This is a genomic window from Streptomyces sp. NPDC000134 (genome assembly GCF_042899225.1).
In the GTDB taxonomy this organism is placed as follows: domain Bacteria; phylum Actinomycetota; class Actinomycetes; order Streptomycetales; family Streptomycetaceae; genus Streptomyces.
Window position 1 is genome coordinate 91433 of the sequence record NZ_JBIAZN010000025.1, and the last position, 25570, is coordinate 117002.

Below are 25570 nucleotides of genomic sequence, written 5' to 3' on the forward strand. Positions count from 1 at the left end.
AGGAGGGGATCAGTTCCGGCCGAGAGCCTTGGCGAGCTGGTCCTTGTTCATCGTGGACCTGCCCTCGACGCCCTTCTTCTTCGCCTCCTCGTACAGTTGCTCCCGCGTCGGGCCCCCGCCCGAGCCCGCGCCGCGCGAGGAACGGGACTTCTCGCCGCCGCGCTGCGACGGCGACTTGCCCTTGGTGGAGCTGCTGCTGGCGGACTTCGCCTCGCCGGAGCGGGCACGCTCCTTGTTCACGGTCCTGGCGGCGATCTCCTTCGCCCGGCCCTCGGACGCTCCGCGGTCCTCAGCGCTGTCCTTGATGTGCTCGTACTGACGTTCCCGCTTGGCGCTGGCTCCTGCAGGCATGGCGCGTCTCCTCCTGATGCCGGTCGTCCGACTCTCGGATGGCCGCCGGAACGGGTTGCCTGCGCCGCGGTGGCCAAACGATCCCGGCCGGTCCGGACAGCCCGCATGGCCGAAGCGTTACGATGTCATCGGCCCTCCGTAAGTTTTCGCAAAAGACAGCAGGAGCGGCGGCTGCCTTGGAGTCGCTGTGCATCGAGGTGAACAAGGTCACGGTTCCAAGGTTGCACGGACGGCCGGGCATGCGTGACCGTTGCCGTCGGACCGCCACGTACCGCCCTTAAGGCAGATTGAGGGCCTACCCCCTTGGAGGGTGCCCTTCTCATGCCTGCCTCCCCGGATATGCCCCGCGCTCGCACCGCACCCGTGGCGGGCGCCGCCGCCGACCCTCACCCGATGGTGGTGATGGACGCGGCCGGGCGCGTCGCGGAGCTCAACGACGCCGCGCGGGTGCTGCTGCCCGGGGCCCGCGTCGGTGAGGCGCTGTCGGCGCCGGGCTGGCTCGCCGCCGCGGCTCCCGGCACCGGCTCGGTCAGCGGCGCGGTGGGGGAGGGGTTCTTCTCGGCGCGGCCGTCGGCGCTCGCGGACGGGGACACGGTGTGGTGGCTGGTGGAGGAGACCGCCTACCGGTCGGCCGTCGAAGAACTGGAGGCCGAACGCGAACGCACCCGGTTCCTGACCGAGGCGTCCAGCGCCCTGCTCGCGTCGCTGAACCTGCAGCGATGCATGGAGGTCACCGCGCGTCTGGCCGCGGAGCACTTGGCCGACGCGGCGCTGGTCATCGCGCCGACCACGGCGAAGAGACTGCCGATGGTCCTCTGCGACCAGCACGGACGCCTGGTCCACTCCACCGTCTCCAGCGATGTCGGAAACGTCCCCGGGCTGCCGGAGGCGCTGCGGGGCTTCCCGCCGGTGCCCTCCCGCTGGATAGACCCCGCCGCCGCTGCCGACTGGATGGTTCCCGAGGGCTTCGGCGAGGTCGGTTCGCTGACGATCACCCCGCTTCCCGGCCACGGCGTGCCGGCCGGTGCGCTGGTCCTGCTGCGCCGGGCCCCGCGGGCCGCGTTCAGCGAGTCCGAGGAGGCGTCCGCCGGGCTGTTCGCCGCTCGGGCCGGCGCGGCGATGTCCGCCGCGCGCCTGTACGCCGAGCAGAGCGCGATCACCGACATCCTCATGCGTGACCTGCTGCCGCCCACGTTGCGCGAGGTGGAGGGGGTGGAGTTCGCCGGCGGCTACCGGGCCAGCGTCGACACCGACCGTGTCGGCGGTGACTTCTACGACGTCCACCCGGCCACCCAGCACGGCTCGGAGTCCCTGGCCGTGCTCGGCGACGTGGCCGGCAAGGGCCTGGAGGCCGCGGTCCTCACCGGCAAGATCCGCAACACCCTGCACGCCCTGCTTCCGCTCGGAGACGACCACGGCCGGATGCTGCGACTGCTCAACAACTCCCTGCGCAACGCCCACTCCACCCGTTTCGTCACCCTCGTCCTGGCGTCCGCCCGCCGGGAGGAGCGCGACGTCCTGCTGCGCCTGACCTCCGCCGGCCACGCCCCGCCGCTGATCCTGCGCCGCGAGGGCAGCGTGGAGAAGGCCGACACCGGCGGCAGCCTGATCGGAGTCCTGCCCGAGATCGCCACCCGCACCGCCGAGCTGCGGCTCGCGCCGGGCGAAACCTGTCTGCTCTACACCGACGGCGTCACGGAGGCCAGGGGCGGCCCGCTGGGCGACACCATGTTCGGTGAAGAGCGCCTGCAGCGCTCTCTGCGCGGCTATGCCGGGATGCCCGCCCAGGCCGTCGTCGAGCGCGTGCAGATGCTCGCCGACGAATGGATCGGCGACGGAAGCCACGACGACATCGCCGTCCTGGCCATCACCGCCCCGCGCGGCGCGCACCTCAGTGCCGTGGACGGCACGACCGCGGGCAGATACACAACATGACGGACACCTCCACCTCCAGCCCCGGCCAGGAACCCGGCCGGCACCGCATCGGCGCCCGTTTCGCCCCCTCCCCGGGCGACGAGCGGGCCGGGGGATGGGCGGACAAGCTCTTCACGGCGGTACGGGCGGCGGACGAGTACGCCGCCCTCGGCGTCGTCACCGACGCCCTGGACGCCGGCCTGGCGGCGGAGACGGTCCTTCTCGAAGTGATCGGCGCCGTCCAGCACAAGGTGGGCATCGAATGGGCCGCCGACCGCATGAGCGTCGCCGACGAGCACGCCGCCACCGCCATCAACGACCGTGTCATCGCCGCGCTGCCCGTCCAGCGCCCCGACACGTTCGTCGGCAAGGTGACGGTCGCCTGCGTGGACAAGGAATGGCACGCCCTGCCCGCACGCCTGCTCGCCGAGACACTCAGGCTACGCGGCTGGCAGGTCACCTACCTCGGGGCCCAGGTGCCCACAGCCCACCTGATCGGACAGATCCACCGCACCGGCGCGGACGCCGTCTGCCTGTCCGCCGCGCTGTCCACCCGCCTGCCCCTGGCCCACGCCGCCATCACCGCCGTCCAGGCCGTCGGCACACCGGTCATGGTCGGTGGCCTCGCCTTCGGAGCCGACGGTCGCTACGCCCGCCAACTGCGCGCCGACGCCTGGGCGCCGGACGCCCGCGCCGCCGCCGACCGGCTCGCCGCCGGCCCCCTGCCCGCACCCGGGCCGCCCCATCAGGTGGCCGACGACCTGCCGCATCTCGCCGACCAGGAATACACCCTGGTCACCCAGGCATCCCGCACCCTGGTCCGCGAGACCTTGCAGCGCCTGCGGGAGCGCTTCCCCGCCATGGCCCACTACGACGACGACCAGCGCGAACGCACCGCCGAGGACATCGCCCACATCGTGGACTTCCTCGCCGCCGCCCTGTACGTCGACGACTCCGACCTGTTCGCCGGCTTCCTCGCCTGGACCGCGGACGTCCTCACCGCCCGCGGTGTCCCGGACCGCTCCCTGCTGCCGGCCCTGGACCTGCTGGAAGACCAACTGCTCGACTTCCCCCGCGCCCGCCGTCACCTCGACGCCGGCCGCACCGCGCTCACCGCCCGCCGCTGAGAACGAATCCCGGTCTTCGACACAAGGCGGGCCTCACGCTGGCGGCCTGCTGGGTCGTCAGCCGTCCAGTCCGTAAAAACGGATGGGTGAGTTCGGTCGGAAGCCGATGCGCGGGTAGACCGGCGCCCCCGCCTGCGTCGCGTGCAAGGTGGCGCGCGTCAGCCCGGTGGCCCGCGCACCCTCGTGCAGCGCCTTCCTGGTCACGGCCTCCCCGTAACCCCGCCGCTGCCACTCGGGGTCCGTGGCGACCAGCGCGACGAACAGCCGGCCGTCCGCCTCCACGGCCCCCGCGCACGTCACCGGTACGCCGTCCCGCAGGCCGAGGTAGGCGTACACGCCGTCCTTCCACAGGGCGGAGCCGGCCAGGCCGTCGCGGCCCTCGTCCAGGGAGAAACCGTAGGCACGGGAGTTGAGGTCGGCGTAGGCGGTCAGGTGGTCGTCGGTGCGGACCCGTACGAACGTCAGGTCGGGATGAACGGGGTCGGGTACGGGCAGCAGGTCCCCGGCCATGCCGGTGCCGGGGAAGGCGAGTCGGAGGCCCGCCCGTTCGGCGGCGTCGTCCAGGGCGGCGCGTGCCCCCTCGTCCAGGAGGTCTTCGAAGAGCCACAGGAAACCGGGGTGCCGCTTCGACCGCATGATCTCCGCCGCCTCGGCCGTGCGCCGGGCCACGAGGGCGGCGTCGGCCTGCACCTCCGTCAGCGTGACACAGTTCCAGAAGGCGAAGCGGCAGTCCGCCCAGCGGACGGCGATGCCCGGGAGGTCACGTACGTCTGCCCTGGGGTCACGGTCGAGGACCAACGCCCGCCAGACCGTGGCGAGCTGTTCCATCGATTCGATCGAGTCCGCGAGATCCGTCACTGAGACTCCTCAAACGGTCGTGTACGGCGAGAGCTGTCGCAGGACTCAACGAAAGGAAGCGGTCCCGAGTTCGCGCGACCGCGCGAAGCGCAACCGCGACGATCTACACGGACGACGGACGCGGGGGACGTCAGAGATGGCTGACCCCAGCCGAGTCGTCCGACCACAGCCAGTTCACAGGGGCGTACTCCCTCTTCAGCGCGGTGCGCTCGCGCCCGTAGCCCTTCAGCGCGGCCTCCACCGCCGCCGCCAGTTCGTCGAGGTCCAGTGGCACCGTTACGCGCAGCAGCAGGTGCTGCTTGCGGTGTGCGAGGAGCAACTCCCCCGCGGGGGTGCACTCAAGAAGCGCGAAGTGGACGAGGGGCTTGAACGCCCTGTCCGCGGTGGACATCCGGGCCCGCAGCACCCCGTCGGCGCTCCACGCGTACAGGCCGTAGCGGTTGAGGTGGAAGGCGCGGCCACGGTGCGGGTCGGCGACCACGGTGAAGTCGAAGCCGGTGAACGGGCTGTCGTCGCGCAGGTGCAGACCTCCCAGCCGACCCCGCACCACCCCGCGGTCGTCGACGAGGGCGAAGCTGAACTCCTGACCCCGGTTGCTGGAGCGGTAGGTCTTCCCGAAGACCGGGACGACGAACAGGTCGTCGCCGAGCGCCGCCGGGCGGGTCATCGTGGAATCGACGTAGCCGTGGAGATTTCCGCTGGTCCCGGTGAGTTCCGACAGGGCCTCGGTCAGCGAGGGCGAGGGCCGGTTGCCGCGCCCCACCGGCGCGTCGCCGTACCGCACGTGCGCGTGACGGCCGGCGTCGCTCTGGCGGTCGGTGCGCGCGTCCAGGGTGGCGATGGCGCGCAGCACGGGCTTGTGACCTGGACCGAGGAGGGCGCCGGGGCCGGAGACGGCGACGAGGTTGGGGTGGGCGTCGGCCCAGTCGCTGAGCCCGTACTCGGAGATCATGCACAGCAGCCGTCCCGCGGGAGTGACGGCGATCGACGCGGCGAACGGGTCCTCCCCGGGGCCCTCCTCCTTCCCCCACCCCGATGACATCGGCCAGGACGCGAGGACCTTGTCCAGGTCCGGGGAGAGAAGGTAGGTGCTGCCGGGCTGGGAGCTGACGGCGACCGCACCGTCCGGCAGGACGGCCAGGGTCGCCCCGTCGCCCTCCGGTACGGCCGACGGGGCTCCGCCCGGCACCGCCTGTCCGAACACGGCGGTGGCGGCGGGCTTTCCGTCCACGCCGTGACGGGTGATCATCTGGTACCCGAAGTTCTGCTCGGCGGGATCGGCCGACCCGACCGCGTGCCCTCGATAGCGGCGCAGCCCGGTCAGCACGTACGTCTCGCCGGCTGCCGTCGCCACCGCGTGATCGACCCTGAGACCCCATTCCCCGCTCTCGGGGTCGAGGCGGTGGATGCTCAGCAGCGACGCGGGGACGGTGACCGGCAGCAGTGTCATTCGGACATCATCTCCCGTACCACCGGGGGGCTTCACAGTGCTGGGGCTGCCGCGGCGGCCGGGTCGTACTTCAGGAGGAGTGGCCCTCGCTCTCGCACACGACGTGGGTCAGCGCACGATGGAACGCGCGACGCGGAATCCCACGTCATCGACCCGGAAGGTCGGGTGGCTGCGGCGTCGTGCGGAGGCCCGGCAACTCCAGTGCTCATCGAACCAGCCACCGCCACGGAGCACTCGGTAGGCGCCGTAGACCTCGGCGTCGTAGATGTCCCAGCACCAGTCCCAGACGTTGCCGAGCATGTCGTACAGCCCCCATGGGTTGGAGCGTTTGCCGCCCACCTCGCGGATGCGCTCGTGCGAGTTGCCGCGGTACCAGGCGATATCGTCCAGCTCCCCGTAGCGCGGTCCGGCCGTCCCGGCACGGCAGGCGTGCTCCCACTCGGCTTCGGTCGGCAGCCGGTACCCGTCGGCGGAGACGTCCCACTCGATATCCTCGGCCTCGGCCTCGGCACGGAAGCGGTAGGCGGGCGTGAGGCCCACATGTCGGGACAGAGCGTTGCAGAACCGCACCGCGTCCCACCAGGAGACGCACTCGACGGGCAACTGGTCCCCGGGGGCGGCGCTCGGCCGGCGCCCTGTGATCTGCGTGTACAACGCCTGGGTGACCGGGGTCGCGGCGAGCCGGTAGGGCGCGAGTTCGACCGACCAACTGCGCTGCGTCCGCCGGTCCGACAGGGTTACCTGCCCCGGCGGGATGGTGATCATCTCGGTTCCCGTCATCACGTCCATGATCAGGAGATCCTAACGGGACGCGAATTCGGTTGCGCCGGGAACGACGAGCCCGGTGAGGTACCCCCATGGACGGTGCCACCGATCAGGCGCGACGGGCGACGGCAGGAAGAAGCGGTGCGGTCACCGGACGCCCGGCTCCCTGGCACGCGCTGGCGGTGCTCGTGGCTCTGATGCTGGCGGCCTTCACTTTCAACACCGCGGAGAACCTGCCGCCCCGCGTCATGGCCGGCCTGCGTAACCTCGCTGTCGGCATCCACCGCCAGGACGGCCGCACCAATATCGCAGCCGCCCTCCGCCGCACCAGCCGCCGCCTACGGCCCCGCACCGCCCTCGGGCTGGCCTTACGAAACCGAACAAAAGATCACTTCTCAAAGGCCCTGGTGCCCTGCCCCTCAAGCCCCTAGCCTAAAACCAGCATGCCGACTCGACGGATCACGGGGCACATCGGAGTCTCGACGAGACTCAAAGCGGTTCAACACCGATTCGGCTTCAACACGTTGCCGTGGCGGCGCGCTAGTTCCGCTGGCACCGCGTGAGACATCGTGGCAAGTGCCGGCGGATTTTCCATCGGGCGGCTTCCGCGACCTCACCGTCGCGGAAAGGCAGGCACTCATGAACGTCCCGACCTCAGGAGGTAAGGCGTGACATGCCGAGCGATGCCCTTGATCCAGAGGTAGAAGCAGGCCAGGCCGTGTACCGGCCCTGGACGCTGGCGTTATATGACCTGGCAGTCTACCGGGTCACCTGCCCGTACTTCTGGCGCGTGCCTGTCGCCCATCTGCTCAGCCTGTACGAGCGGAACCTGGCGCCGAATCATCTCGATCTGGGCGTCGGTACCGGTTACCTGCTGGACCGGTGCCAGAAGCCTGGCAACGACCAGCGGATCACCCTAGCCGACTTGAATCCGTACAGTCTCGATTACACGATGTCACGGCTGGCGCGCTACAAGCCCACCCTCCAGCGGGTCAACGCGCTGGAACCGCTGCCTTTCGAACCGGACACGTTCGGGTCAGCCGCCGCCACCATGCTGCTGCACTGCTTGCCAGGTGCCATACCAGAAAAGGCGGGGCACGTACTTGACCACTTGGCCGCCTGCGTCAAGCCCGGCGGCCACGTGTTCGGCAGCACCATCCTCACTGTCGACGTGCCCGTAACGCTCCAGGCACGCGCGGCTTTGGCCCTGTTCAATGGCAGGGGCTTCTTCCATAACCAGCGGGACAGCCTCGCTGATCTGCGGTCGGTACTCGCGGCCCGGTTCCCGCTTTTCGGCCTGCGAGTATACGGCTGCGCAGCCGTGTTCGAGGCGGAAGTGCCCGCCCGCTGACGCGCCTCGGCAAGGCGACGCCCTCCTCCCGAACGCCATCCGGGCGGGTGCGATTCCGGAGCCGTGCTAGCCCGCCGAAAGGATGGATGGTGCACATGGTGAAAGTGATTGACCGGCCCTCTCCGGTGAACGCCAAGATGTACCAGGATTCGGCAGCGTGTATTGGCCGCCTCATCGGCACAGTCCTCAGCCTGGACGTGCTGCGTGCCCACATCGCGGAGCGCCTGCGCACCCGTTGGGTAACCGTGAATATGCATCGGGCAAAAGGGCTACCGCGCGAACTGCGAAAGGGGATGTAGTGGACCGGGGCGAGAATGAACAGATCGCGATCGTCGGCATGGACTGTAGATTTCCAGGCGGAGCGGATTCTCCTGAGCAGTATTGGGAGATGCTGGCGCTTGGCCGTCATTCCTCCACGAGCCCGCCGTCCGACCGGGGCTGGGACCTGGCCATGTTCCGTGGGCTGCAGTCTGCGCCGCCGGTGATGAACGCCGGCGCCTTCAAGGGCGCCTTCCTTGACGATGTCGCGGGCTTTGACGCCGGATTCTTCGGTATCGGCCCGCGTGAGGCCACGGCCATGGACCCGCAGCACCGGCTGCTGCTGGAAAGCGCCTGGCTCGCGCTAGAGCGAGCGCAGATCGCCGCGTCATCGCTGCGCGGTTCCCGCACCGGCGTTTACGTCGGCGTGAGCGACACACGTTACACGGACGTGGGCGAGGTCACCCCCGACCTGCTCGGATACGAGGCGACTGGCAGCGTCATCTCCGCGGCGGCCGGACGGCTGTCATACGTGCTCGGCCTGCACGGCCCGACGATGTCGGTGGACACCGCGTGCTCGTCATCGCTGGTGGCGCTACACCTGGCGGTACGAGGCCTGCGCGCGGGCGAGTGTGACCTGGCGATCGCGTCTGGCGTGTGCGTAGTGACATCCCCGGCCGGGCTGATCGCGCTCGATCACACCGGGGCGCTCACCGCGGACGGCCGGTGCAAGGCGTTCGCCGCGGAGGCCGACGGCTTCGCCCCCGGTGAAGGCATCGGTACCCTCGTCCTGGCACCATTGTCGAGAGCAACAGCGGCAGCCTGGCCGGTGCTCGCCCTCGTCCGCGGCACCGCGGTGAACCACGACGGGGCCAGCACGGCGCTCGCGGTGCCCAGTGGTCCCGCGCAGGAGGCCGTCATCGCCGCGGCGCTAGCGGATGCCCGGCTGCGACCGGACGATGTGGACCTAGTCGAGGCCCACGGTACCGGCACCCGGGTCGGCGACCCGATCGAGGCAGCGTCCATCCAGGCCACATACGGGGCGCATCACACCTCGGGCAACCCGGTATGGGTGGGGTCGGCGAAGACGAACATCGGTCACGCCCAGCAGGCCGCTGGCATGGCCGGCGTGATCAAGGCGGTCATGGCCATAGAGCGCGAGTTGATGCCTGCGACGCTGCACGCCGCCAATCCGACTCCCGCGGTCGACTGGTCCCGGGGCACGATGCGGCTGCTGCAGCAGCCGCAGGACTGGCCGCGCGGTGGCCGGGTACGCCGGGCCGGAGTGCTCGCATACGGCATCGGCGGCACCAACGCGCATGTGGTGGTTGAGGAGGCACCGCAGCGCCCCGCTCGCCATCGGTCCCGAACCCGGACCCCCGGCCAGATGGCGTGGCCGCTGTCCGCGGGCTCGGCGGCCGGGTTGCAGGCACAGGCGTCGGCGCTGGCCCGCTGGGCACGTGAGTCCAGCGACACGGCCGCTGCCCTGGGGGATGCTGGCTGGTCACTGGCCGTCACCCGCAGCGCCCTGCCCGAGCGGGCTGTCGTCTTGGGGAATGACATGGGGACGCTGATAGCCGGTCTGGATGTCCTCGCCGCCGACGGGAGCGTGCCGGAAGCCGCCGGAGCACGGGGGAGGGCACGCGACGGCGCGGGGGTGGCGTTCGTCTTTCCCGGTCAGGGCGCGCACTGGCCGGGGATGGCCGCCCGCCTCATGGATGAATCCGCGGTATTCGCAGGGGCAATGGTCCGGTGTGCCGAGGCGCTGCGGCCCTGGACCGGTTGCGATGTCACCGTCGCGGTACGCGGTGGTGGATCGCTGGACCGCGCGGAGGAGGTGCAGCCGGCGCTTTTCGCGATGTACGTGTCACTGGCTGAGCTGTGGCGCGCACACGGCATTCGCCCTGCTGCGGTGATCGGGCACAGCCAGGGCGAGATCGCCGCAGCATACTTCGCCGGGATACTCACTCTGGAGGAGGCGGCACGAGTGGTGGCTGTGCGCAGCCGGGCTGTGCGCAGGGTCGCCGGCACCGGAGCGATGGCGTCGCTGGCGCTGCCCGCCGACCGTGCGGGCGAGTTGCTGCGCAGATGGAGCGGCCGGCTAGAGGTGGCCGCCGTCAACGGGCCTGCCGCCACGGTGGTCAGCGGGGACGCCGACGCGCTGACAGACCTGCTCGCACGCTGCGAGGCGCAGGGCACGTGGGCGAAACGACTCGACGTCGATTACGCCTCACATTGCCGACACATGGACGCGGTCCGTGAGGCGGTGCTCGGCGACCTGAGCGGGCTGCGCCCATGTCCGCCCGCACTGCCCATGATTTCCTCGGTCACCGGCGAGCCGGTCGGCCAGGAGAAGCTGGACGACTGCTACTGGTACGAGGGGCTGCGGCGGCCGGTGCTCTTCCAGCAGGCGATCACCCGCGCGTTAGAGCGGGGATGCCGGCACTTCATCGAGGTCTCACCACACCCGGTGCTGGTCGGTGCGATCCGTGATATCGCCGCCGACGCAGGCATCGATGCGTTCGGCGGGCGGACGCTGCGCCGCGGCGAGGGTGGCATCGCCGACTTCACCGCGGCGCTGGCCGCCGCCTGGACACGCGGCGTGGAACCCGACTGGCGGGCGCTCTATCCGGATGGCGCCCCCACTGGCCTACCCGTCAGCCGGTTCCAGCGCCGACGCTATTGGCTGCCGCCGAAGGCCCGCACCGCGGGCCTGGCCGCGGCTGGCCTGCGCGCGACCGGGCATCCGTGGCTAGCGGCGGTCACTGACCTGCCCGATGGCACAACCGTGCACACCGGCCAGGTATCGCTTGCCGCGGCGCCATGGCTGGCCGACCACGCGGTGCACGGGGTGCCGCTCCTGCCGGCCACCGGCATGCTCGACCTGCTCATGCACGCCGCATTCCCGGCCCGGTGCCTGAAGGACATCGTGCTGCATGCCCCGATCCCGCTTCTCGGCGACGGCGTGGACATCCAGGTTCACAGCTCCGATGACGCGGGACGCCGCTCCCACCGGCTGTACTCCCGGACCCGCGATTCCGTCGCGCCATGGGCCTTGAACGCGGAGGCGTTCGCCTCTCCCCGTGGGGACCACGCCGACGACGACAGCGGCGCGCCCGCATCGGCCGGGCCGTGGCCGGCCGCCGGGGCCGAGTCCGCTGACGTAACCGGCTGCTATGAAAGCCTCAAGCGCCGCGGTCACGAATACGGTCCTTGCTTCCGCAACCTGACGGCCGCCTGGGCAGCCGGCCGTACCTGGTATACCGAGGCTCGGCTCAGCCCTGGGCAGCCCGACGGCGCGGGCGGCGCGAGTGGCTTCGCGATCCATCCCGCGCTGTTGGACGCCGCGCTGCATGGAATCATGTTCACCGGTCCAGCCCACCCGACCGACCACGCGGGGACGCTCCTGCCGTACACGATCGGCAAGCTCACGTATACCGGCCTAGGCGCCAACACGTTGCGCAGCACATTGACCCTCACGGACCCGGCCCTGTTCCAGGTGCGCGTAAGCGGGCCGGACGGGAAACTGGTTTGCGCCATCGACGGCCTGCGGGTCCGGCCGACGACCGCGCGGGCGCTGCGGGCCGTGGTCACTGCGGCCGACAACGTCACCTTCCGGCCCACGTGGCGGCGCGTTCCGGCACTGGACAGGCCGGCCGACATGCCCTCCTGGGCCATCGTCAGCACCCGGACTGACTTGTCCGACGGCGCACGCTGCCCCACCGTGTCCGCGGTGGCGTCCGCGACCGCCCCAGTGCCGGCCGTGGTGATACTGGACGACCGCGACGGTGGTTCCGGGTTCCCTGATCCGCTGCCGCCAGCAGAAACGGCCAACCGAGTACGCGGCCGACTGTGCCGCGTACTCGCCGAAGTACAGGCTTTCCTGGCCGATCCGCGGCTGCAGGACTCCAGGCTGGTAGTCCTGACCAGGCGCGTGCACAGCACCACCTTCGGAGAGCCGATCGAGGACCTGCCAGGTGCGGCCGTCGCCGGGATGCTCCGCGCTGCACAACAGGAGCACCCCGGCCGGATACAGCACATCGATCTCGACGGCACCCCTGATCCCGCCGTCCTAGCAGCGGCGGTCGCCACCGGGCGGCCGCGGCTCGCGCTGCGCGGCGAACGGATGCTGGCACCCCGCCTCGCTAAAGGACATGGCGGCCAGATCCTTGACCTGTCGGCGGACGATATCCCCTGGCACCTCGCAGCGCCGCCCTCGCACACCATCGAAGACGTGGCAGCGGTTCGCGTACCGCAACTGCGCGAGCCGGTGGCACCCGGGCACGTGCGCATCCGTGTGCACGCGTCCGGCGTCAACTTCCGCGACACCCTGGTCTGCCTCGGTCAGGTGGACGCCCCGATCGGCTTCGAATCGGCGGGGACGGTAGTCGAGACAGGCGAAGGTGTCATGGGCATTCAGCGCGGAGATCGGGTGCTCGCCTTCGTGCCTGGCGGCTTCGGCCCGATGGTGGACGCCGACTGCCGCTGGGTTTACCCGGTCCACCCGCGCTGGACGCTACCGCAGGCCGCGGGCTTCTTCGCGGCTTTCGTCACCGCCCATCACTCATTCCATGAGCTGGCGGCCCTGGAAGCGGGGCAGAAGGTCCTCATCCACGCCGCGGCCGGCGGAGTGGGCATGGCCGCCGTCCAGCTCGCCCGAGCCCGTGGCGCTGACATCTACGCGACCGCCAGCCCGGCCAAGCAGCCGCTCGTGGTCGCGATGGGTGTCCCGCGAGAGCATATCGCCAGCTCACGGAGCCTTGCCTTCGAGCAGGAACTGCGGGAGGCGACCGGTGGTACCGGGTTCGATCTCATCCTGGGCAGCCTGACCGGGGAATTCGTTGACGCGTCGCTTCGGCTGCTCCGTCCCGGCGGCTGCTACGTGGAAATGGGCATGCTAGGCGCGCGCGATCCCGCGCGGGTCAAGATCCAGTATCCCGATGTCAACTACCAGTACTTCCGCCTTGACCGGCTGCCACCCGAGGTACTCAGATCAGCCTACGGCGAGCTTCTGGCACTGTTCGAGGCGGGATCCATCACCCCCCTGCCGACGCAGTTGTGGAGCATCCGTCATGCCCGCCAGGCGTTCCGGCGCCTCAGCCACGGGCTGACCACGGGCAAGGTGGTCCTCGCACAGGCCGCGGAACTCGATCCGGACGGCACCGTGCTCATCACCGGCGGTACGGGCGTCCTCGGCGGCCTGCTGGCGCGGCACCTGATCATCGCGCATCAGGCACGTCGGCTGCTGCTGGTCAGCCGCCGTGGCGAGCAGGCTGCCGGTGCCCCAGAGCTCAAGCGAGAGCTGCAAGACCTGGGGGCCACGGTGACGGTTGCGGCCTGTGACACCGCCGACCGCGCCGCCCTCGCCAGGCTGCTCGCCTGCGTACCAGCCGCGCATCGGCTGACCGCCGTCATCCATGCTGCCGGGGTGCTAGACGACGCGCTGGTCGACGACCTGACCCCGGAACGGCTGGATACCGTGCTGCGGGCCAAGGTCGATGCCGCGCTGAACCTGCACGACGTGACCCGCACGCTGGACCTGCGGGCGTTCGTACTCTATTCCAGCATGGCAGGAATAGTAGGAGCACCCGGCCAGGCAAATTATGCCGCCGCCAACTCCTTCCTCGACGCGCTGGCCCACCATCGACGTCAGCTCGGGCTGCCCGCTGTCTCCATCTCCTGGGGCATGTGGCAGCAGGCCAGCGAGCTGACCGTCAAGGTCGGCAGCACCGAGCTCGCCCGGTGGGCCAGGCTGGGCATGGCGCCGATGGGGACCCGGCAGGCTCTGGGCGCTTTCGACACCGCGATAGAACTCGACCAACCACACGTAGCAGTCACCGCGCTGGTCCCACTGACTGATGATCCGAGCCTGCCAGACCTGTATGCCGACCTGCCACGTCAGGCCGGTCGGCGCCGGCCAGCGACCGCAGCCCACGGTGCCAGCGGCCCACAACAGGCCGACCTGGCCGCGCTGTGCTCTCTGCCCATTGGCGAACGGCTCACGGCGCTCACCACCCTCGTCTGCGGCCATGCGGCCGCGATCCTGGGTCACGCAAGCCCCGAGGACATCCCAGCCGACCAGCCATTCCGAAACGCTGGATTCGACTCGCTAGCGTCGACCGAGTTCCGCACCCGCCTCAACAACGCCCTTGGCATTCGGCTTGCCGCAACAGCCGCCTTCGATCACCCCACCCCGGAGGCCATGGCTCGGCACATCGACAAGCTCCTGAACCCACCCAGAAAGTCCGGCGGGGCGGACGAGGTCACGGGGGCGCAGGCGCCGGCCGACGGTTAACGCCCGGGGCCGGCGACCCGGTCTGCTGGCTGGACGACCTTTCTGCTTTGCGCGGTCCAGGTGGCGCATGTCGGATGCCTCGCGTTACGAGCATTCTCGATGCCCGTCTCGGTCCAGGGCTTGAAAGCCGCCGCGCCGTCGCAGACAAGATCCCGTTCCGGTGGGTGACCGCGGACGCCGCCTACGGCTTCTCCAAGGGGTGGCGCTCCGCGTTGGAGGGGCGGACGTCTTCCATGTCATGGCCACCACCCGGCACGACACCGTGGTCACCCGCTGGGCGGTCGACCATCCCGTCCACGACCTGTTCGATCACCGGCATGCGCCGCTGGGAGCTGTGCACGGCCCACGATTTGCTGGCACGGCCGTTCGGGCAGGTGACGCTCTGGTTGTCCCAGTCGATGGTGAAGGCATCCTGCCCGTAGGCGCCGTCATCACGCGTGGCCTGGACGCTGTTGACCGCCTGCAGCGGGCCATGCAGTTCCACGCCGTGATCGCGGTGGGCGGCGACCATGGCGGGGCTGTTGGCATAGCCGGTGTCGACCCAATGTTCCGCGGGCAGCAACTCCCGCTGGGCGAGACCGGCATGGACCACCGCAGCCATGCGGTCGTCATTGACCGCGGCGGCGGTGGTGACCACATGCGTGATCAAGTGCGGGAGTCGGGGCCGCACGTCTCGGTGAGATGGACCCTGCAGCCGTCCCAGCCCAGGTCGCGTTTGGAGCCAGTGATTCGCGGCGGTGGAAGCGAGGACTGCGCCGTGACGGGTGGAAAGCAGCACCCGCAGCGCTTCGCGTTCGCCACCGAGGCGGGGCTGGATTGGATGCTCGGTGGCCAGGGCCTCCTCGGCAGCCCGGATGGCGTCGAGCATGTCGGACTTGCGGCCGCCGCGGTTGGCCGCTCGTTTCGGGCGGCAGACCTCGACGACCTGCTCACCGGCCTGGTCCAGGAAGACCGCGAGGCCGGCGCCTTAGCTGCCGATGCCTTCCAGGGCCCAGCAGCGGCGGCCGGAAACCTGCTGGCGGGCGAAGTCCAGCAGGCGTTGGTAGCCGCGGACATTGGCTGAGGAATCGGTGCTGGCCAGGACGGCCGGCGGGTGTCTTCGCACGCCGTCCGCGCGGTCGGCTCGCACCGGCCGCCCGGCCCCGGTTCCGCAGGATCTCTGGGCTGATGCCCAGACCGGCAGCGACCAGCCGGATCGTCGCCTGGGGCCGCGACCGGTACAGTCCGACCGCATCCGCCTTGAACTGCGACGGGTAGTGCTTCATGACCACGAGATGTGCGTTCTCAAATCCTCAGGACCCAGTGTCTCCTGAGTCCGAGATCAGGGGGCAAAGCCGTTCCGAGCACGCACCACCCCGCCGAAGCGACGGCTGTTCAGAGATGCTTGATGGCACCCCCGTCGATCAGGTACTCGGCACCGTGGATGTTGCTGGGTGACAGCAGGAAGACGATGAGCCTCGCGACCTCTTCCGGAGCGGTGATGCGCTGGGTGGAGGAGCCGATCTGCTCCATGAGCTGCTCCGAGAACGCCCGGTGCTCCATGTCCTTGGCCTTGGCCAGGCTGCCGACGAAGCCGTCGGGATCGGTGAACACCCCGGTCTCCACGGGGCCGGGGGAGACGGTGACGGCTCGTACGCCCAAGGGACCGTACTGCTCGGCGACCACCTTGGTCAGCGCACTCAGGGCCGCCTTGGCCACGCTGTAGTCGTAGGGGCCGCCGCTGACCATGCGGGCGGAGGACGACGAAACGTTCACCACCACGCCTTTGCGCTCCACCAGGTTGGGAAGCGCCGCCCGGATGGCACGGAGGGCGCTGTAGAAATGCAGAGCGAAGGCGTGGTCCCACGCCGAGTCGGGAAGGTCCGTCAGCATCCGTGTGGCGCCCGGCACCATGTCCTGGGCATCGCCGACTCCGACGTTGTTGACCAGGAAGTCGATGCCACCCAGGATTTCGACGGCGGTCTCGATCAGCCGGCCGGGGCCGTCCGGGGTGGAGAGGTCCACGGAGACCGGTGTCACGTCGAGTTCCGCCAGATCCGCAGTGATCGTACGGGAACCCGTCACCACTTCGACCCCTTCAGAACGCAGCAAGCGCGTGGTCGCCAGGCCCACACCTTTGCTGCCCCCGGTAACCACAGCGGTCTTTCCCGCCAGTCGCAGATCCATTGGTGTGCTCCTGTCCGGTGGTCCGAGAATCCGGGGTTCCGGAGTTCCGGTGTCGGGGTAAGGCGGCGGATGGACTCGTCCAGGAGTGTCGCGCACCCTCGCGGCGTCCGCCAGTGGCCGGCGGGCCGAGAACGCGGCGGGAGTTCAACTCGTTCACGGACCCGGGTGAGACGGGCGTTTCCGTCATCTGCCGTGAGTGAAACAATGGGCCGACGGAGGAGGGTGACATGAGCGACAAGAGCATGTCCGGCCCGAATGGCGATCAGCCGCCTGCTCGGCTTCGTGCGGTGGACGAAGCAATGCGAGCCGTGCTCATCGAAGAACTCAGCCCGCGATTGCGGGGAAAGCTCATACAGCCCGGCGAGCCGGCCTACGAGGAACGCCGGGCCGTGTGGAACGCCATGGTCGACAAACGCCCCGGCCTCATCGCATACTGCGCGTCCACGGCGGATGTCGTCGCGGCGGTCGACGCCGCCCGGCGGCACCGTGTGGACTTCTCCGTTCGCGGCGGCGGCCACTCCGTGTCGGGTTCCGCCCTGTGCGACGGCGGACTGACCATCGACCTCGGAGGCATGCGCGAGGTCGGGGTTGACCCGGCGCGGCGAGCCGTGGAGGCGGACGGCGGTTGCCTGCTGGCGGATCTGGACCGGGCCACCGCCCCGCATGGGCTCGTCATTCCCTCCGGCACCGTGTCCACGACGGGGCTGGGCGGCCTCGCGCTGGGGGGCGGATTCGGCTGGCTCTCCCGAAGGTTCGGGCTGACCTGCGACAACTTCCGCTATCTGGATGTCGTGCTGGCCGACGGCACAGTGGTGCGGGCGTCCTCGACGAGTCACCCGGACCTGTTCTGGGCGCTGCGGGGCGGTGGCGGCAATTACGGTGTGGTCACGCGTTTCGGATTACGCGCCCATCCGTTCGGCCCGAACATCCGCGTGGGCGCGGCCCTGTACCGGCCGCGTGATGCCGGGGCCGCCTTGCGCGAGTACGCCCGGCGCCTTCCGGAGGTTTCGGCCACGGTCGGCTGGAACGTGTCCTTGAAGCGCCGTATGCCGCCGTATCCATTCGTGCCGCCCGAACTGGTGGGTGAGCGGATGATGATGCTGATCGCCATGTGGCTGGGCGACGACGAATCGCCGGAGGGGAAACGGGAGATCGAGCGGCTGAACAGTACGGGACACCCGTGTGTCACCACGACCGAGGTGCTGCCCTTCGCCGAGGGAGTCCAGAAAATGCTGGACGACGAGTTCCGGGTCGGCCGGCGCTGTTACACCAAGGAATTGCATCTCGGTGACCTCACCGACGAGGCCGTCGACGCGCTGCTGCGTTTCTGGGCGCACATGAGGATGGACGGGGAGACGGCCCTCATCCACACCGGCGGCGCCATCGGTGACGTTCCCGAAGGAGCATCCGCCTTCGGCAACCGACGGTCGCCCTTGTGGATGGTCCTGGACACCCACTGGTCCGAGGCGGCACAGGACGCGGGAAATATCGGGCAACTGCGCCGGGTGGCCGACGCGGTGGCGGCGACCACCGAGACGAACGCCTACGTCAACATGCTGAACCCCGACGAGGCGGATCGGGTCGTAGAAGCCCTGGGCGGAGAAGCGAACCATCGGGCCCTCGGCCGGGTGAAGGCGCGCTACGACCCGGCCAACCTGTTCCGCTCCAACTGGAACATCGTCCCGCTGCACGACGGGTAGCGGAGGTCTCAGCTCTCGGGCAGGGGGAGGACGCGCCGGGCGAGACGGCCCGCGAGAGCGGCTGCTGCCGCCGACCTCCTGGCGGAGTCGGCGGCCTGCGAGCGGGTGTGCACGGTCAGCTGGCGCTCCGCCAGATCTGTGCGGAGCCGCTGCAACTCTCCGGGAGCGTGCTGGGCCAGGCCCATCAGATACAGGACGTACTCGCTGCCCTGCTCCAGGGTGCAGCGCTCCCGCACCAGGTCGCCCATCACGTCGGGCAGTACCGTGCGCAGGAGTTCGGAGAACTTCAGCTTCGGGTGGAAGCCGCGCACCGATCCCTCGGCGTTGGCGAGCGACTTGCCGACGACGGACACCATGGGCGTGGTCCGGACGCCGCGTCGCGTGGAGTACCGCAGGACCGAGGTGAGCGCGACACCGAAGTTGAGCTCCTCCAGGGAGGCGTCACTCCAGTGCGGCACCTCGCGGGTGATGTCACCGATGAAGCCGGACACGTCGCTGCCCGGGGTCGCACTGCCCAGACTCATCCACTGCCGGGCCAGCCCCGGCCCGTCGTTGCGCACCAGGGCCAGGAACACACCGAGCAGGGCGGCGCTGGTACTGGTGTCCACCCGGCCCACCATCCCCCAGTCGATGAGGTGGCCCTTGCCGTCCGCGCTCAGCAGCAGATTGCCGGGGTGCGGGTCGGCGTGGAAGAAGCGGTCGACGAAGTAGCCGCGGAACATGTAGGACATGAAGTCACGGGCGATCTTCTTCCTGGCGCTCGCCGACGGGACGCCCTCCTTGAGCCGGCTGACGGACTCACCGTCCGCCAGTCTCATCACCAGCACCCGGGGGGTGGCGGTGATGACCTTGGGCACCCGCAGCCGCTTGTAGCGCCGGGCCAGTTTGCGGGCGTCCTTCTGGTTCCGGGCCTCGCGCGTGAAGTCGAGCTCGTCCTCCATCGCCTTGAACAGCACCTCCAGCATGGCCCCGACGTCGACGACGTGGCTGAACTCGGGCAGGGCGGTGCGCAGCACCCGCGCCGCGTGCCGCATCACCTTCATGTCGCCGAGCACGGTGCCGGTGGCCCCCGGACGCTGGATCTTGACCACGCAGGGGCTGCCGTCGGCGAGCGTGGCCCGGTAGACCTGGGCGAGCGACGCCGTGCCGAGTGGCTCGCCGGTGCGGAAGTCACTGAACCTGTGCTCCCAGTCGGCGCCCAGCTCCTCCTGGAGCGCGGGAACGAACCAAGAGAACGGGGAGACCGTGACGCGGTCGTTGAGCTGCGCGAGTTCGTCCATGACGTACTGCGGTACGAAGTCGGGCCGGGTGGCGAGGATCTGCCCCACCTTGATGTACAGCGGACCGAGTTCCTCCAGCGTGCCGCGCAGCCGCCGCGCCCTGCGCTCGCGTGAGGGGCCGGACGGCTCCCGGCGTGCGGCGGCCCACGGAACGGCGTCGTGGACCTCCTCGGCCATCAGGCGGCCGAATGCCCTGGCCGTGTGACTCGCCCGTCGCTCGGGCATCCGCGCTCCTCCATCGTCGTGAGCCGGGGGCGGCCGGCTCCGGGCCCCCGGAGACGGGCAGGGGGCCGCGGGCGCCCGCTATCCTTTGCCTCCGCCGGAAGCCGGTGCTGAGCCGGTCCCGGCGTCCCGCTCGGTCAGCGCGGAGACGTTCGCGGACAAGAGCGCCACCTGGGTGGCGAGGGCCCGGATGTCCTCGCTGTTGCGCCGGGCCAGTTTCCGGGCCGCCTTGTCCCTGTTCCCCCTCTTCTTCCTGCTCTTGACGGCACGCCGGGTGGCCTTCCGCATGTCCCGGTTGATGTCGTCAGCACGGTCGATCATCTTGTCCAGGATGTTCTTCCTGCTCACTGTCGTTCCGATCTCTCGGGCGGCCCCGGGCCGCGGGGTTGAGGTACTCCGGCACACCGGACGGTCAGCCGGAGTAACGTGCGGTCTCCCTGCTCCAGTCGAGGCTTCCGCGCATGAGGCTTTCCAGGCCGTCGGTGTACGAGGTGTCCCGGAACCGCTCCCGGTCCCGGGTGTAGTCGCCGAGCCGGGCACGCGCCCACCGCAGCGTCAGCCGCCGGGCGGTCGGACGGTCACAGCGATGCAGTCGCTGACGGATGAGCACCTGGTTGTGCAGTTCTCCCGCCGCCGCCTCCTTCTCCAGGGAGAGCAGGTCGTTCACGGCGCAGGCCACGTCCGCGGAGGACGCCCGCAGCCGCTCGAACAGATTCGAGTGGTGAATCCCCGCGGGCAGTTGGCCGGTGCACAGTTCGGCCAGGTCGGTGAGAACCATCCAGCCCGAGGTGCGCCGGCGCGCGTCCAGGTAGGCACTGAGAGCGGGAGGGCGGTGCGCCGCCCTGGCGGACACCTCGTGGCGCATGCTGTCCAGGAAGTCGGTCAGGTCCCCGGCACACCGCCGCCACCAGGCGGCATCCCCGCGTTCCCGCAACTGCTGGCACACCTCCCACAGCGCCCGCAGCAGAGGGTCCGGAGGAGACGGCGTCCAGGGCTCGTCGACGACACGGGTGGCGAGCCGGGTGGTGACTTCGGCGCGGACCGGATCCGCGCCGGGCCGGCCGGGATCGAGATGGTCGTCATACAGGAACAGCCACAGCACGCCTCGGCCGATCACGGGGAGGAGGTCACTGTCCGCCAGGGGGTACATGCGCCCGACGAGGACGTCGAAGCGCGCCGCCCGCCAGTCCGCCACCGCGGAGCCGGGCAGCGCCGCCAGGTCCGTCGCCCAGCGCAGCAGGGGGCCCGCGAGGTCACTCGTGTGCGGATTGATCCGCGCGGGGAACGGCAGGTCGGGCGCGAGTGGCACCGGGCTTCGGTTCACGGCGTGCGCTCCCTGTCCCCGGGCGCCGGCGCGACGCGGTGCGCCACGTGTCCCAGAGCCAGGAGGGTGAAGATCTCGGCGAGTACCGGCACGGTGAAGAGGAACGGCCTGGGGCCGATGGAGTCGGGCGGGGAGGAGAGTCCTCCGTCGTTGTCCCGGGCCGCCAGCAGGTACTTGATAGCGGCGGCGGCCGGACGGGGATTGGGGTGACGGCACAGGGCGATCAGCCCGTAGGCCGTGCTGATGACGTCGCTGGGGTCGCCCACGCGCTGACCGAAGCCGCCGTCCTCGTTCTGCTCGGTGAGGACCGCCCTCATGCACCTGCGCAGCATGTGCCGTACGTGCGCCGGCGCGTCCGAGGGGTACCTGCCGGCGGTCAGGACGACCCGGAAGACCGTGTGCAAGCGGCTGCTGCTCCAGTCGGGAGGGAAGGTGCCGTCGGCGTTCTGCTGCGACGCCAGGTACCTCAGCCCGTCGTCCATCAGCCGTCCGTGCCGGTCCCAGTCCGTGCTCAGGGCGTCCAGGGCGGCCGCGGTCATGCTCGCTTCGGAAGGCGCCTGGACGACGTAGGTGGGGAACCCGCCGTCCGGCCGGGCGACGGCCTCGATGGAGCGCAACCCCTGGGCGATGGCCTCGCGGTTGCGCGCGGGGCCGGTGCAGTGGAGGAACTGGACGGCTACCGACGTGTCGTCCACGTCAGTCTGGTGCGCACGGTCCGTGTAGGACCAGCCGCCCGCGGGCTGCTGCCGCCGAAGCAGGTACGTCTCGATCCTGGACAGCGTGGCGCGGGGCGCGCGGGCTGCGGCCAGGGCGACGCCGGCCGTGGCGGTGCTCCAGTTGTCCGTGTCGGTCACGAACGGGAACCCGCCGTCGTCACGCTGGTGCCGTACCAGCGTGCGCAGCCCGTCCTCCACGACGGCGCCGGTGCGGGGAAGCCTGGCCAGTGCGTGGAGCACGCAGAGGAAGATGAGGATGTTCCCCTCCCACACGTCACGCCCGCGCCGCGTCTCCAGCAGTACCCGTACGTCCTCGTCGGTGATGCGGTCCGGGCGTCCCGAGGCGTGAGCGGTGAGGACTTTGGCCGCGGTCGTCTGCACACGCGCCCAGCTGTGCAGGCCGTCCAGGGCGAACGCCTGCTCGTCCCAAGGCAGCCGGGGGCGGGCGCCCAGTACGGTTCCGAAGGCATCGATCAGCGCGCGTTTACGCCGGGAGGTGAAGCCGGGCGTCCGGGCGATGACGTCCTCGACGAGGTCGCCGCCGAGTCGTGTGCCGTTCCGCAACGCGCCCTCGGCCAGAACGCGTTCGAGTGGCGCAGCCCGCGCGTGGTGCTCACGCAGATGGTGTTCGGCCGCCCGTTCCCGCTCGCCGTACCGGGGATGGCCGCGCAGGAGAGGGAAGGCGAGCGCGGTCTCCAGGACCCTGCTGCGGCAGGGGTCACGCAGGGCGCCGTCGACCGAGAGCCGTCCCTCCAGACGTCTGACGAGCTCGGCGCGCAGGTGCTCGTGTGCTCCGGGGAGATTTTCGGCGCTCCACGCACCGCCCCGCGTGTGTTGACTCGGGCGCATCGGTTTCTGCGTCCCCTCTCTGGCGCAGGAGAGCGGGTCGTTCGTCGCTGGGCTTCTAGCCTTTCCGTAGGGAGGCGACCGTCCGGTACCGCCGGGTCCGCCATCGCGGCTCCAGGCCGAGGGTGCCCAGCAGCCCCGCGGCCGCGGCCTCACCGGAGGCGATGGCGCCGTTGGTCGACGAATGACCCAGGTAGTCACTGCCCGCGAATCTGACGCGGCTGGCAGGATCGAAGGAGCCGGCGAAGCGGGCCAGTGCCCGTATGTCTCCCGGTCTGCGGACCACGAGGCAGGGGTCGAAGCGGTTCACGTACAGCGCCTCCGTGTGGTCCCGCAGTTCGGGGAGCAGTCCGAGCCGTTCGGCCGAGGCGAGGCAGCTCGCGGCCAGTTTCTCGTCGTCGAGGTCCCAGTTCCGGTCGCACCACTCCCGCCGGGGGTTCACCAGGACCACGCCCTTGCCGTCGGGGTACCGCTTCGGCGACGCGTTGTGCTCCTGCGAGAAGCCGATCACCGTGGGGTCCTCCACCCGAGGAACGAAAAGGATGCGCGCCTGCTCTCTGGTCCGGCGGTCCAGCAAGAAGTTGATGTGCACACTGCGGGAGTACTCCATGCCCGAGATGTGCGACAACTGCTCGGCCGTCAGCTGGTCGTAGAGCGCGGCTGCCCGGTGTGGCGGCACCGCGATCACACAGCCCTGGACCGTACTGGTCCGGGACGGCCGGTCGTGCCCGGACCATGAGACGTCCACATCCCCGCGCCGGGCTTCCACCCCGTGCGTGGTGACGCCGTATTCGATGGAGAGCCGGCGGGCGAGCCCCTGCGGCAGGAAGGCGACCCCGCGAGACGACGTGAAGAAGCCCCCGCCCTTCACGGCGACGTCGAAGAACTGGAAGGCCGTGAGTATGGAGGCCTGGTCGGCGCCGGCCAAGGAGAAACTGCACGCGAGGGGATCCAGCAGGTACTCCAGCGTCCTCGGCGAGAGACCCCGGCGCACCGCGTAGTCGCCGACCGACTCGAAGTCGTCCGCCGCGGCCGCCGACAGGTCCCAGCCGAGGCGCTTGCGTATCCGGTGGAAATCCGCAGCGACCTTGAGCAGGTCGGTTCCGGGCACCCCGGACCGTGTCATGCCGCGCAGGAGACCGGTAGCCGTACCGACGCGCATGCGCGAGACACGGCCATCCCGTACGAAGCCGAGCACATCCGACGCCGGGAGGACTTCGGCGGCCAGGCCGGCGTCGACGATGAGGTTGAGCATCTCCTGGTAGCGGAAGGTGAGCAGCGTCGCCCCGGTGTCCAGTTCACGGCCCGTGTGCGTGACCGTCCCCATCCTCCCCCCGGCTTGACCGCTCTCCTCCAGCACGGTGACGCGGCAGCCGGACTGCTGGAGGCGGAACGCCGCGGACAGCCCGGCGATCCCCGCACCGATCACCATGACGTGCGGTCCACTGCCCATAGTGCCTCGTCCCTTCGGAGTTCATCCGCGTCGGCGGCGAACCGGGGCGCGGTGCCCCTCGTACATCGTGACTGCCATTGGAGTGGGCCATGGCGGGACGGGCAACCTCTCCCGTCGCCGCGGTGCGTGAACGCGTTGAACGCGTACGCGCGCCGGGCCCGCCCGATTCAGTCACCAATCGCCGCAACAGGCCATTGAACTGGTCGAAGACACCTACCTTCTGCCAGGCGGCGAAGTAGCCGTAGACCGTCTCCCACGGTGTGAAGTCGTGCGGCAGGCAGCGCCAGGGGGCCCCGGTGCGGTCGGCGTAGAGGATGGTGTCCATGATGCGGCGCAGGTCGTGTTCGGGCGGGCGGCCGATGCCCAGCTCCTTGCCCTTGCCCCTGCGTCCGGCTCGCCAGGCGGTGAGCGTGGGACCGATCACCCGCAGCGGGCTTCGGACAGGTCGCTGGGCTACGGGCGCTGTCGCGTCATGTTTCGGTAGGGTCCGTCTTCAAAGATCATCAGGTTCGTGGATCATGGCGGCGTGATACGTCGCCATGAACTCACCGATCCGGAGTGGGCGTTACTCGCTCCACTCATACCGCGGGCCGCGACCGGCCGATCGCGTATGGAAGACCGGCAGGTCATCAACGGGATGGTCTACAAGATCCGCACGGGGATCTCCTGGCGTGTCCTGCCGGAACGCTACGGGCTTGTGGAAGACGGTGTACACCCGCTTCCGCCGCTACGCCCTGGACGGCGTGTTCAGCCGAGCCCTGCAGACGATCCAGGCCCATGCGGACGCGGCCGGCGACATCGACTGGCTCGTCCAGGATCGACTCCACCATCGTCCGCGCCCGCCAGCACACCGCCGCCACCGGCCGAAAAAGGGGACCCACCGGCCGGACGAACCATACGATCACGCCCTCGGCCGATCCCGAGGAGGACTGACCACCAAGATCCATCTCGCCTGCGACGGCAAGGGACGCCCGCTCGCGATCTTGCTGACACCCGGCCAACGCCACGACAGCATCTGCGCACGCCCCCTCCTGCAACGTATCCGCGTCCCCCGCGACGGCCCCGGCCGGCCCCGGTCCAGACCTGACCGGGTCATCGCCGATAAGGCCCACAGCTCCCGGGCTTTCCGTGCTCACCTGCGCAAACGCGGTATCACGTGCACCATCCCGAAGAAGAGCGACCAGCGGCGCCACCGACACAACCGCGGCCGCCTCGGCGGAAGGCCACCAGCATTCGACCGGCAGATCTACCGCCGACGCGACGTGGTCGAGCGCTGCTTCACCGCCTCAAGGGCTTTCGAGGCATCGCCACCAGATATGACAAGACCGCCACCTCCTACGAAGCAGCGGTCAGTCTCGCGTCATTCCTGCTGTGGGCAAGATCCGTTCGAAGACGGACCCTAGTCTTCTGAGTCAGGAATCCTGTTCAGATGTGTAGGGTTGCCTGGTGGCACGTACTGGGCGGCCGAAGGCCGAGTTGATCCTGTCGGATGCG

At 70.0% G+C, this 25570-nt stretch carries 18 protein-coding genes and 3 pseudogenes; 10 read left to right on the top strand and 11 right to left on the bottom strand.

All coding sequences use genetic code 11. The features are described 5' to 3' along the window. Positions 1-9: 9 nt before the first annotated feature. Positions 10-351 carry a plasmid stabilization protein gene (locus tag ACFY32_RS29980; RefSeq protein ID WP_390675917.1) on the bottom strand — a complete coding sequence of 114 codons (342 nt, stop codon included), beginning with the start codon at positions 349-351 and terminating at the stop codon, positions 10-12. 393 nt (positions 352-744) lie between these two features. Between ACFY32_RS29980 and ACFY32_RS29985 the strand changes: the two genes are divergently transcribed. After that, positions 745-2286 (top strand): PP2C family protein-serine/threonine phosphatase, encoded by a 1542-nt coding sequence (locus ACFY32_RS29985; RefSeq protein ID WP_390675937.1) that lies wholly within the window; start codon positions 745-747, stop codon positions 2284-2286. After that, positions 2283-3392, top strand: a complete 1110-nt coding sequence (locus ACFY32_RS29990; protein ID WP_390675918.1) for a B12-binding domain-containing protein — start codon at positions 2283-2285, stop codon at positions 3390-3392. The genes ACFY32_RS29985 and ACFY32_RS29990 overlap by 4 nt, the downstream gene beginning before the upstream one ends. Before the next feature lie 57 nt (positions 3393-3449). Here the strand turns inward: ACFY32_RS29990 and ACFY32_RS29995 are convergent, their stop codons facing one another. The 3 genes from ACFY32_RS29995 to ACFY32_RS30005 form a co-directional block, all read right to left on the bottom strand. After that, positions 3450-4250, bottom strand: a complete 801-nt coding sequence (locus ACFY32_RS29995; protein WP_390675919.1) for a GNAT family N-acetyltransferase — start codon at positions 4248-4250, stop codon at positions 3450-3452. 130 nt (positions 4251-4380) lie between these two features. Then, positions 4381-5700, bottom strand: coding sequence for a hypothetical protein (locus tag ACFY32_RS30000; RefSeq protein WP_390675920.1), 1320 nt, complete (start codon positions 5698-5700; stop codon positions 4381-4383). A gap of 108 nt (positions 5701-5808) precedes the next feature. Beyond that, complete coding sequence (locus tag ACFY32_RS30005) at positions 5809-6489, bottom strand: formylglycine-generating enzyme family protein (protein WP_390675921.1); 681 nt, start codon at positions 6487-6489, stop codon at positions 5809-5811. Between the two features lie 68 nt (positions 6490-6557). Here ACFY32_RS30005 and ACFY32_RS30010 point away from each other — a divergent pair, with 68 nt between their 5' ends. From ACFY32_RS30010 to ACFY32_RS30035, 6 genes and pseudogenes are all read left to right on the top strand, one after another. After that, positions 6558-6896 (top strand): hypothetical protein, encoded by a 339-nt coding sequence (locus tag ACFY32_RS30010; protein ID WP_390675922.1) that lies wholly within the window; start codon positions 6558-6560, stop codon positions 6894-6896. A 242-nt stretch (positions 6897-7138) separates the two neighbouring features. Continuing rightward, complete coding sequence (locus ACFY32_RS30015; RefSeq protein ID WP_390675923.1) at positions 7139-7816, top strand: class I SAM-dependent methyltransferase; 678 nt, start codon at positions 7139-7141, stop codon at positions 7814-7816. Between the two features lie 86 nt (positions 7817-7902). Beyond that, the gene (locus ACFY32_RS30020; protein WP_390675924.1) at positions 7903-8115 is read left to right on the top strand and encodes a hypothetical protein; all 213 of its coding nucleotides are present in this window, start codon (positions 7903-7905) and stop codon (positions 8113-8115) included. Next, positions 8115-14369 (top strand): type I polyketide synthase, encoded by a 6255-nt coding sequence (locus tag ACFY32_RS30025; RefSeq protein WP_390675925.1) that lies wholly within the window; start codon positions 8115-8117, stop codon positions 14367-14369. The genes ACFY32_RS30020 and ACFY32_RS30025 overlap by 1 nt, the downstream gene beginning before the upstream one ends. Positions 14370-14494: 125 nt before the next feature. Beyond that, positions 14495-14676: pseudogene (locus ACFY32_RS30030) on the top strand (IS701 family transposase); the annotation flags it as partial. 450 nt (positions 14677-15126) lie between these two features. Further along, a complete protein-coding gene (locus ACFY32_RS30035) occupies positions 15127-15432 on the top strand; it encodes a hypothetical protein (protein WP_390675938.1) in 306 nt (101 codons plus the stop codon). A 311-nt stretch (positions 15433-15743) separates the two neighbouring features. Here the strand turns inward: ACFY32_RS30035 and ACFY32_RS30040 are convergent, their stop codons facing one another. Beyond that, positions 15744-16535 (bottom strand): SDR family oxidoreductase, encoded by a 792-nt coding sequence (locus ACFY32_RS30040; RefSeq protein WP_390675926.1) that lies wholly within the window; start codon positions 16533-16535, stop codon positions 15744-15746. 227 nt (positions 16536-16762) lie between these two features. Between ACFY32_RS30040 and ACFY32_RS30045 the strand changes: the two genes are divergently transcribed. Further along, positions 16763-18235 (top strand): FAD-binding oxidoreductase, encoded by a 1473-nt coding sequence (locus tag ACFY32_RS30045; RefSeq protein ID WP_390675927.1) that lies wholly within the window; start codon positions 16763-16765, stop codon positions 18233-18235. An 8-nt stretch (positions 18236-18243) separates the two neighbouring features. On the opposite strand, the gene ACFY32_RS30050 is transcribed toward ACFY32_RS30045, so the two are convergent. From ACFY32_RS30050 to ACFY32_RS30075, 6 genes and pseudogenes are all read right to left on the bottom strand, one after another. After that, the gene (locus ACFY32_RS30050; protein WP_390675928.1) at positions 18244-19740 is read right to left on the bottom strand and encodes an ABC1 kinase family protein; all 1497 of its coding nucleotides are present in this window, start codon (positions 19738-19740) and stop codon (positions 18244-18246) included. 78 nt (positions 19741-19818) lie between these two features. Beyond that, positions 19819-20085, bottom strand: a complete 267-nt coding sequence (locus tag ACFY32_RS30055; protein WP_390675929.1) for a hypothetical protein — start codon at positions 20083-20085, stop codon at positions 19819-19821. A gap of 64 nt (positions 20086-20149) precedes the next feature. Continuing rightward, positions 20150-21061, bottom strand: coding sequence for a hypothetical protein (locus ACFY32_RS30060; protein ID WP_390675930.1), 912 nt, complete (start codon positions 21059-21061; stop codon positions 20150-20152). After that, the gene (locus ACFY32_RS30065) at positions 21058-22626 is read right to left on the bottom strand and encodes a prenyltransferase/squalene oxidase repeat-containing protein (RefSeq protein ID WP_390675931.1); all 1569 of its coding nucleotides are present in this window, start codon (positions 22624-22626) and stop codon (positions 21058-21060) included. Before ACFY32_RS30065 ends, ACFY32_RS30060 begins: the two co-directional genes overlap by 4 nt. Positions 22627-22681: 55 nt before the next feature. Continuing rightward, positions 22682-24076 (bottom strand): protoporphyrinogen/coproporphyrinogen oxidase, encoded by a 1395-nt coding sequence (locus ACFY32_RS30070; RefSeq protein ID WP_390675932.1) that lies wholly within the window; start codon positions 24074-24076, stop codon positions 22682-22684. Positions 24077-24227: 151 nt separating this feature from the next. Next, positions 24228-24520: pseudogene (locus tag ACFY32_RS30075) on the bottom strand (transposase); the annotation flags it as partial. Positions 24521-24605: 85 nt separating this feature from the next. Here ACFY32_RS30075 and ACFY32_RS30080 point away from each other — a divergent pair. Next, positions 24606-25487: pseudogene (locus ACFY32_RS30080) on the top strand (IS5 family transposase). The last annotated feature ends 83 nt before the right edge of the window (positions 25488-25570 follow it).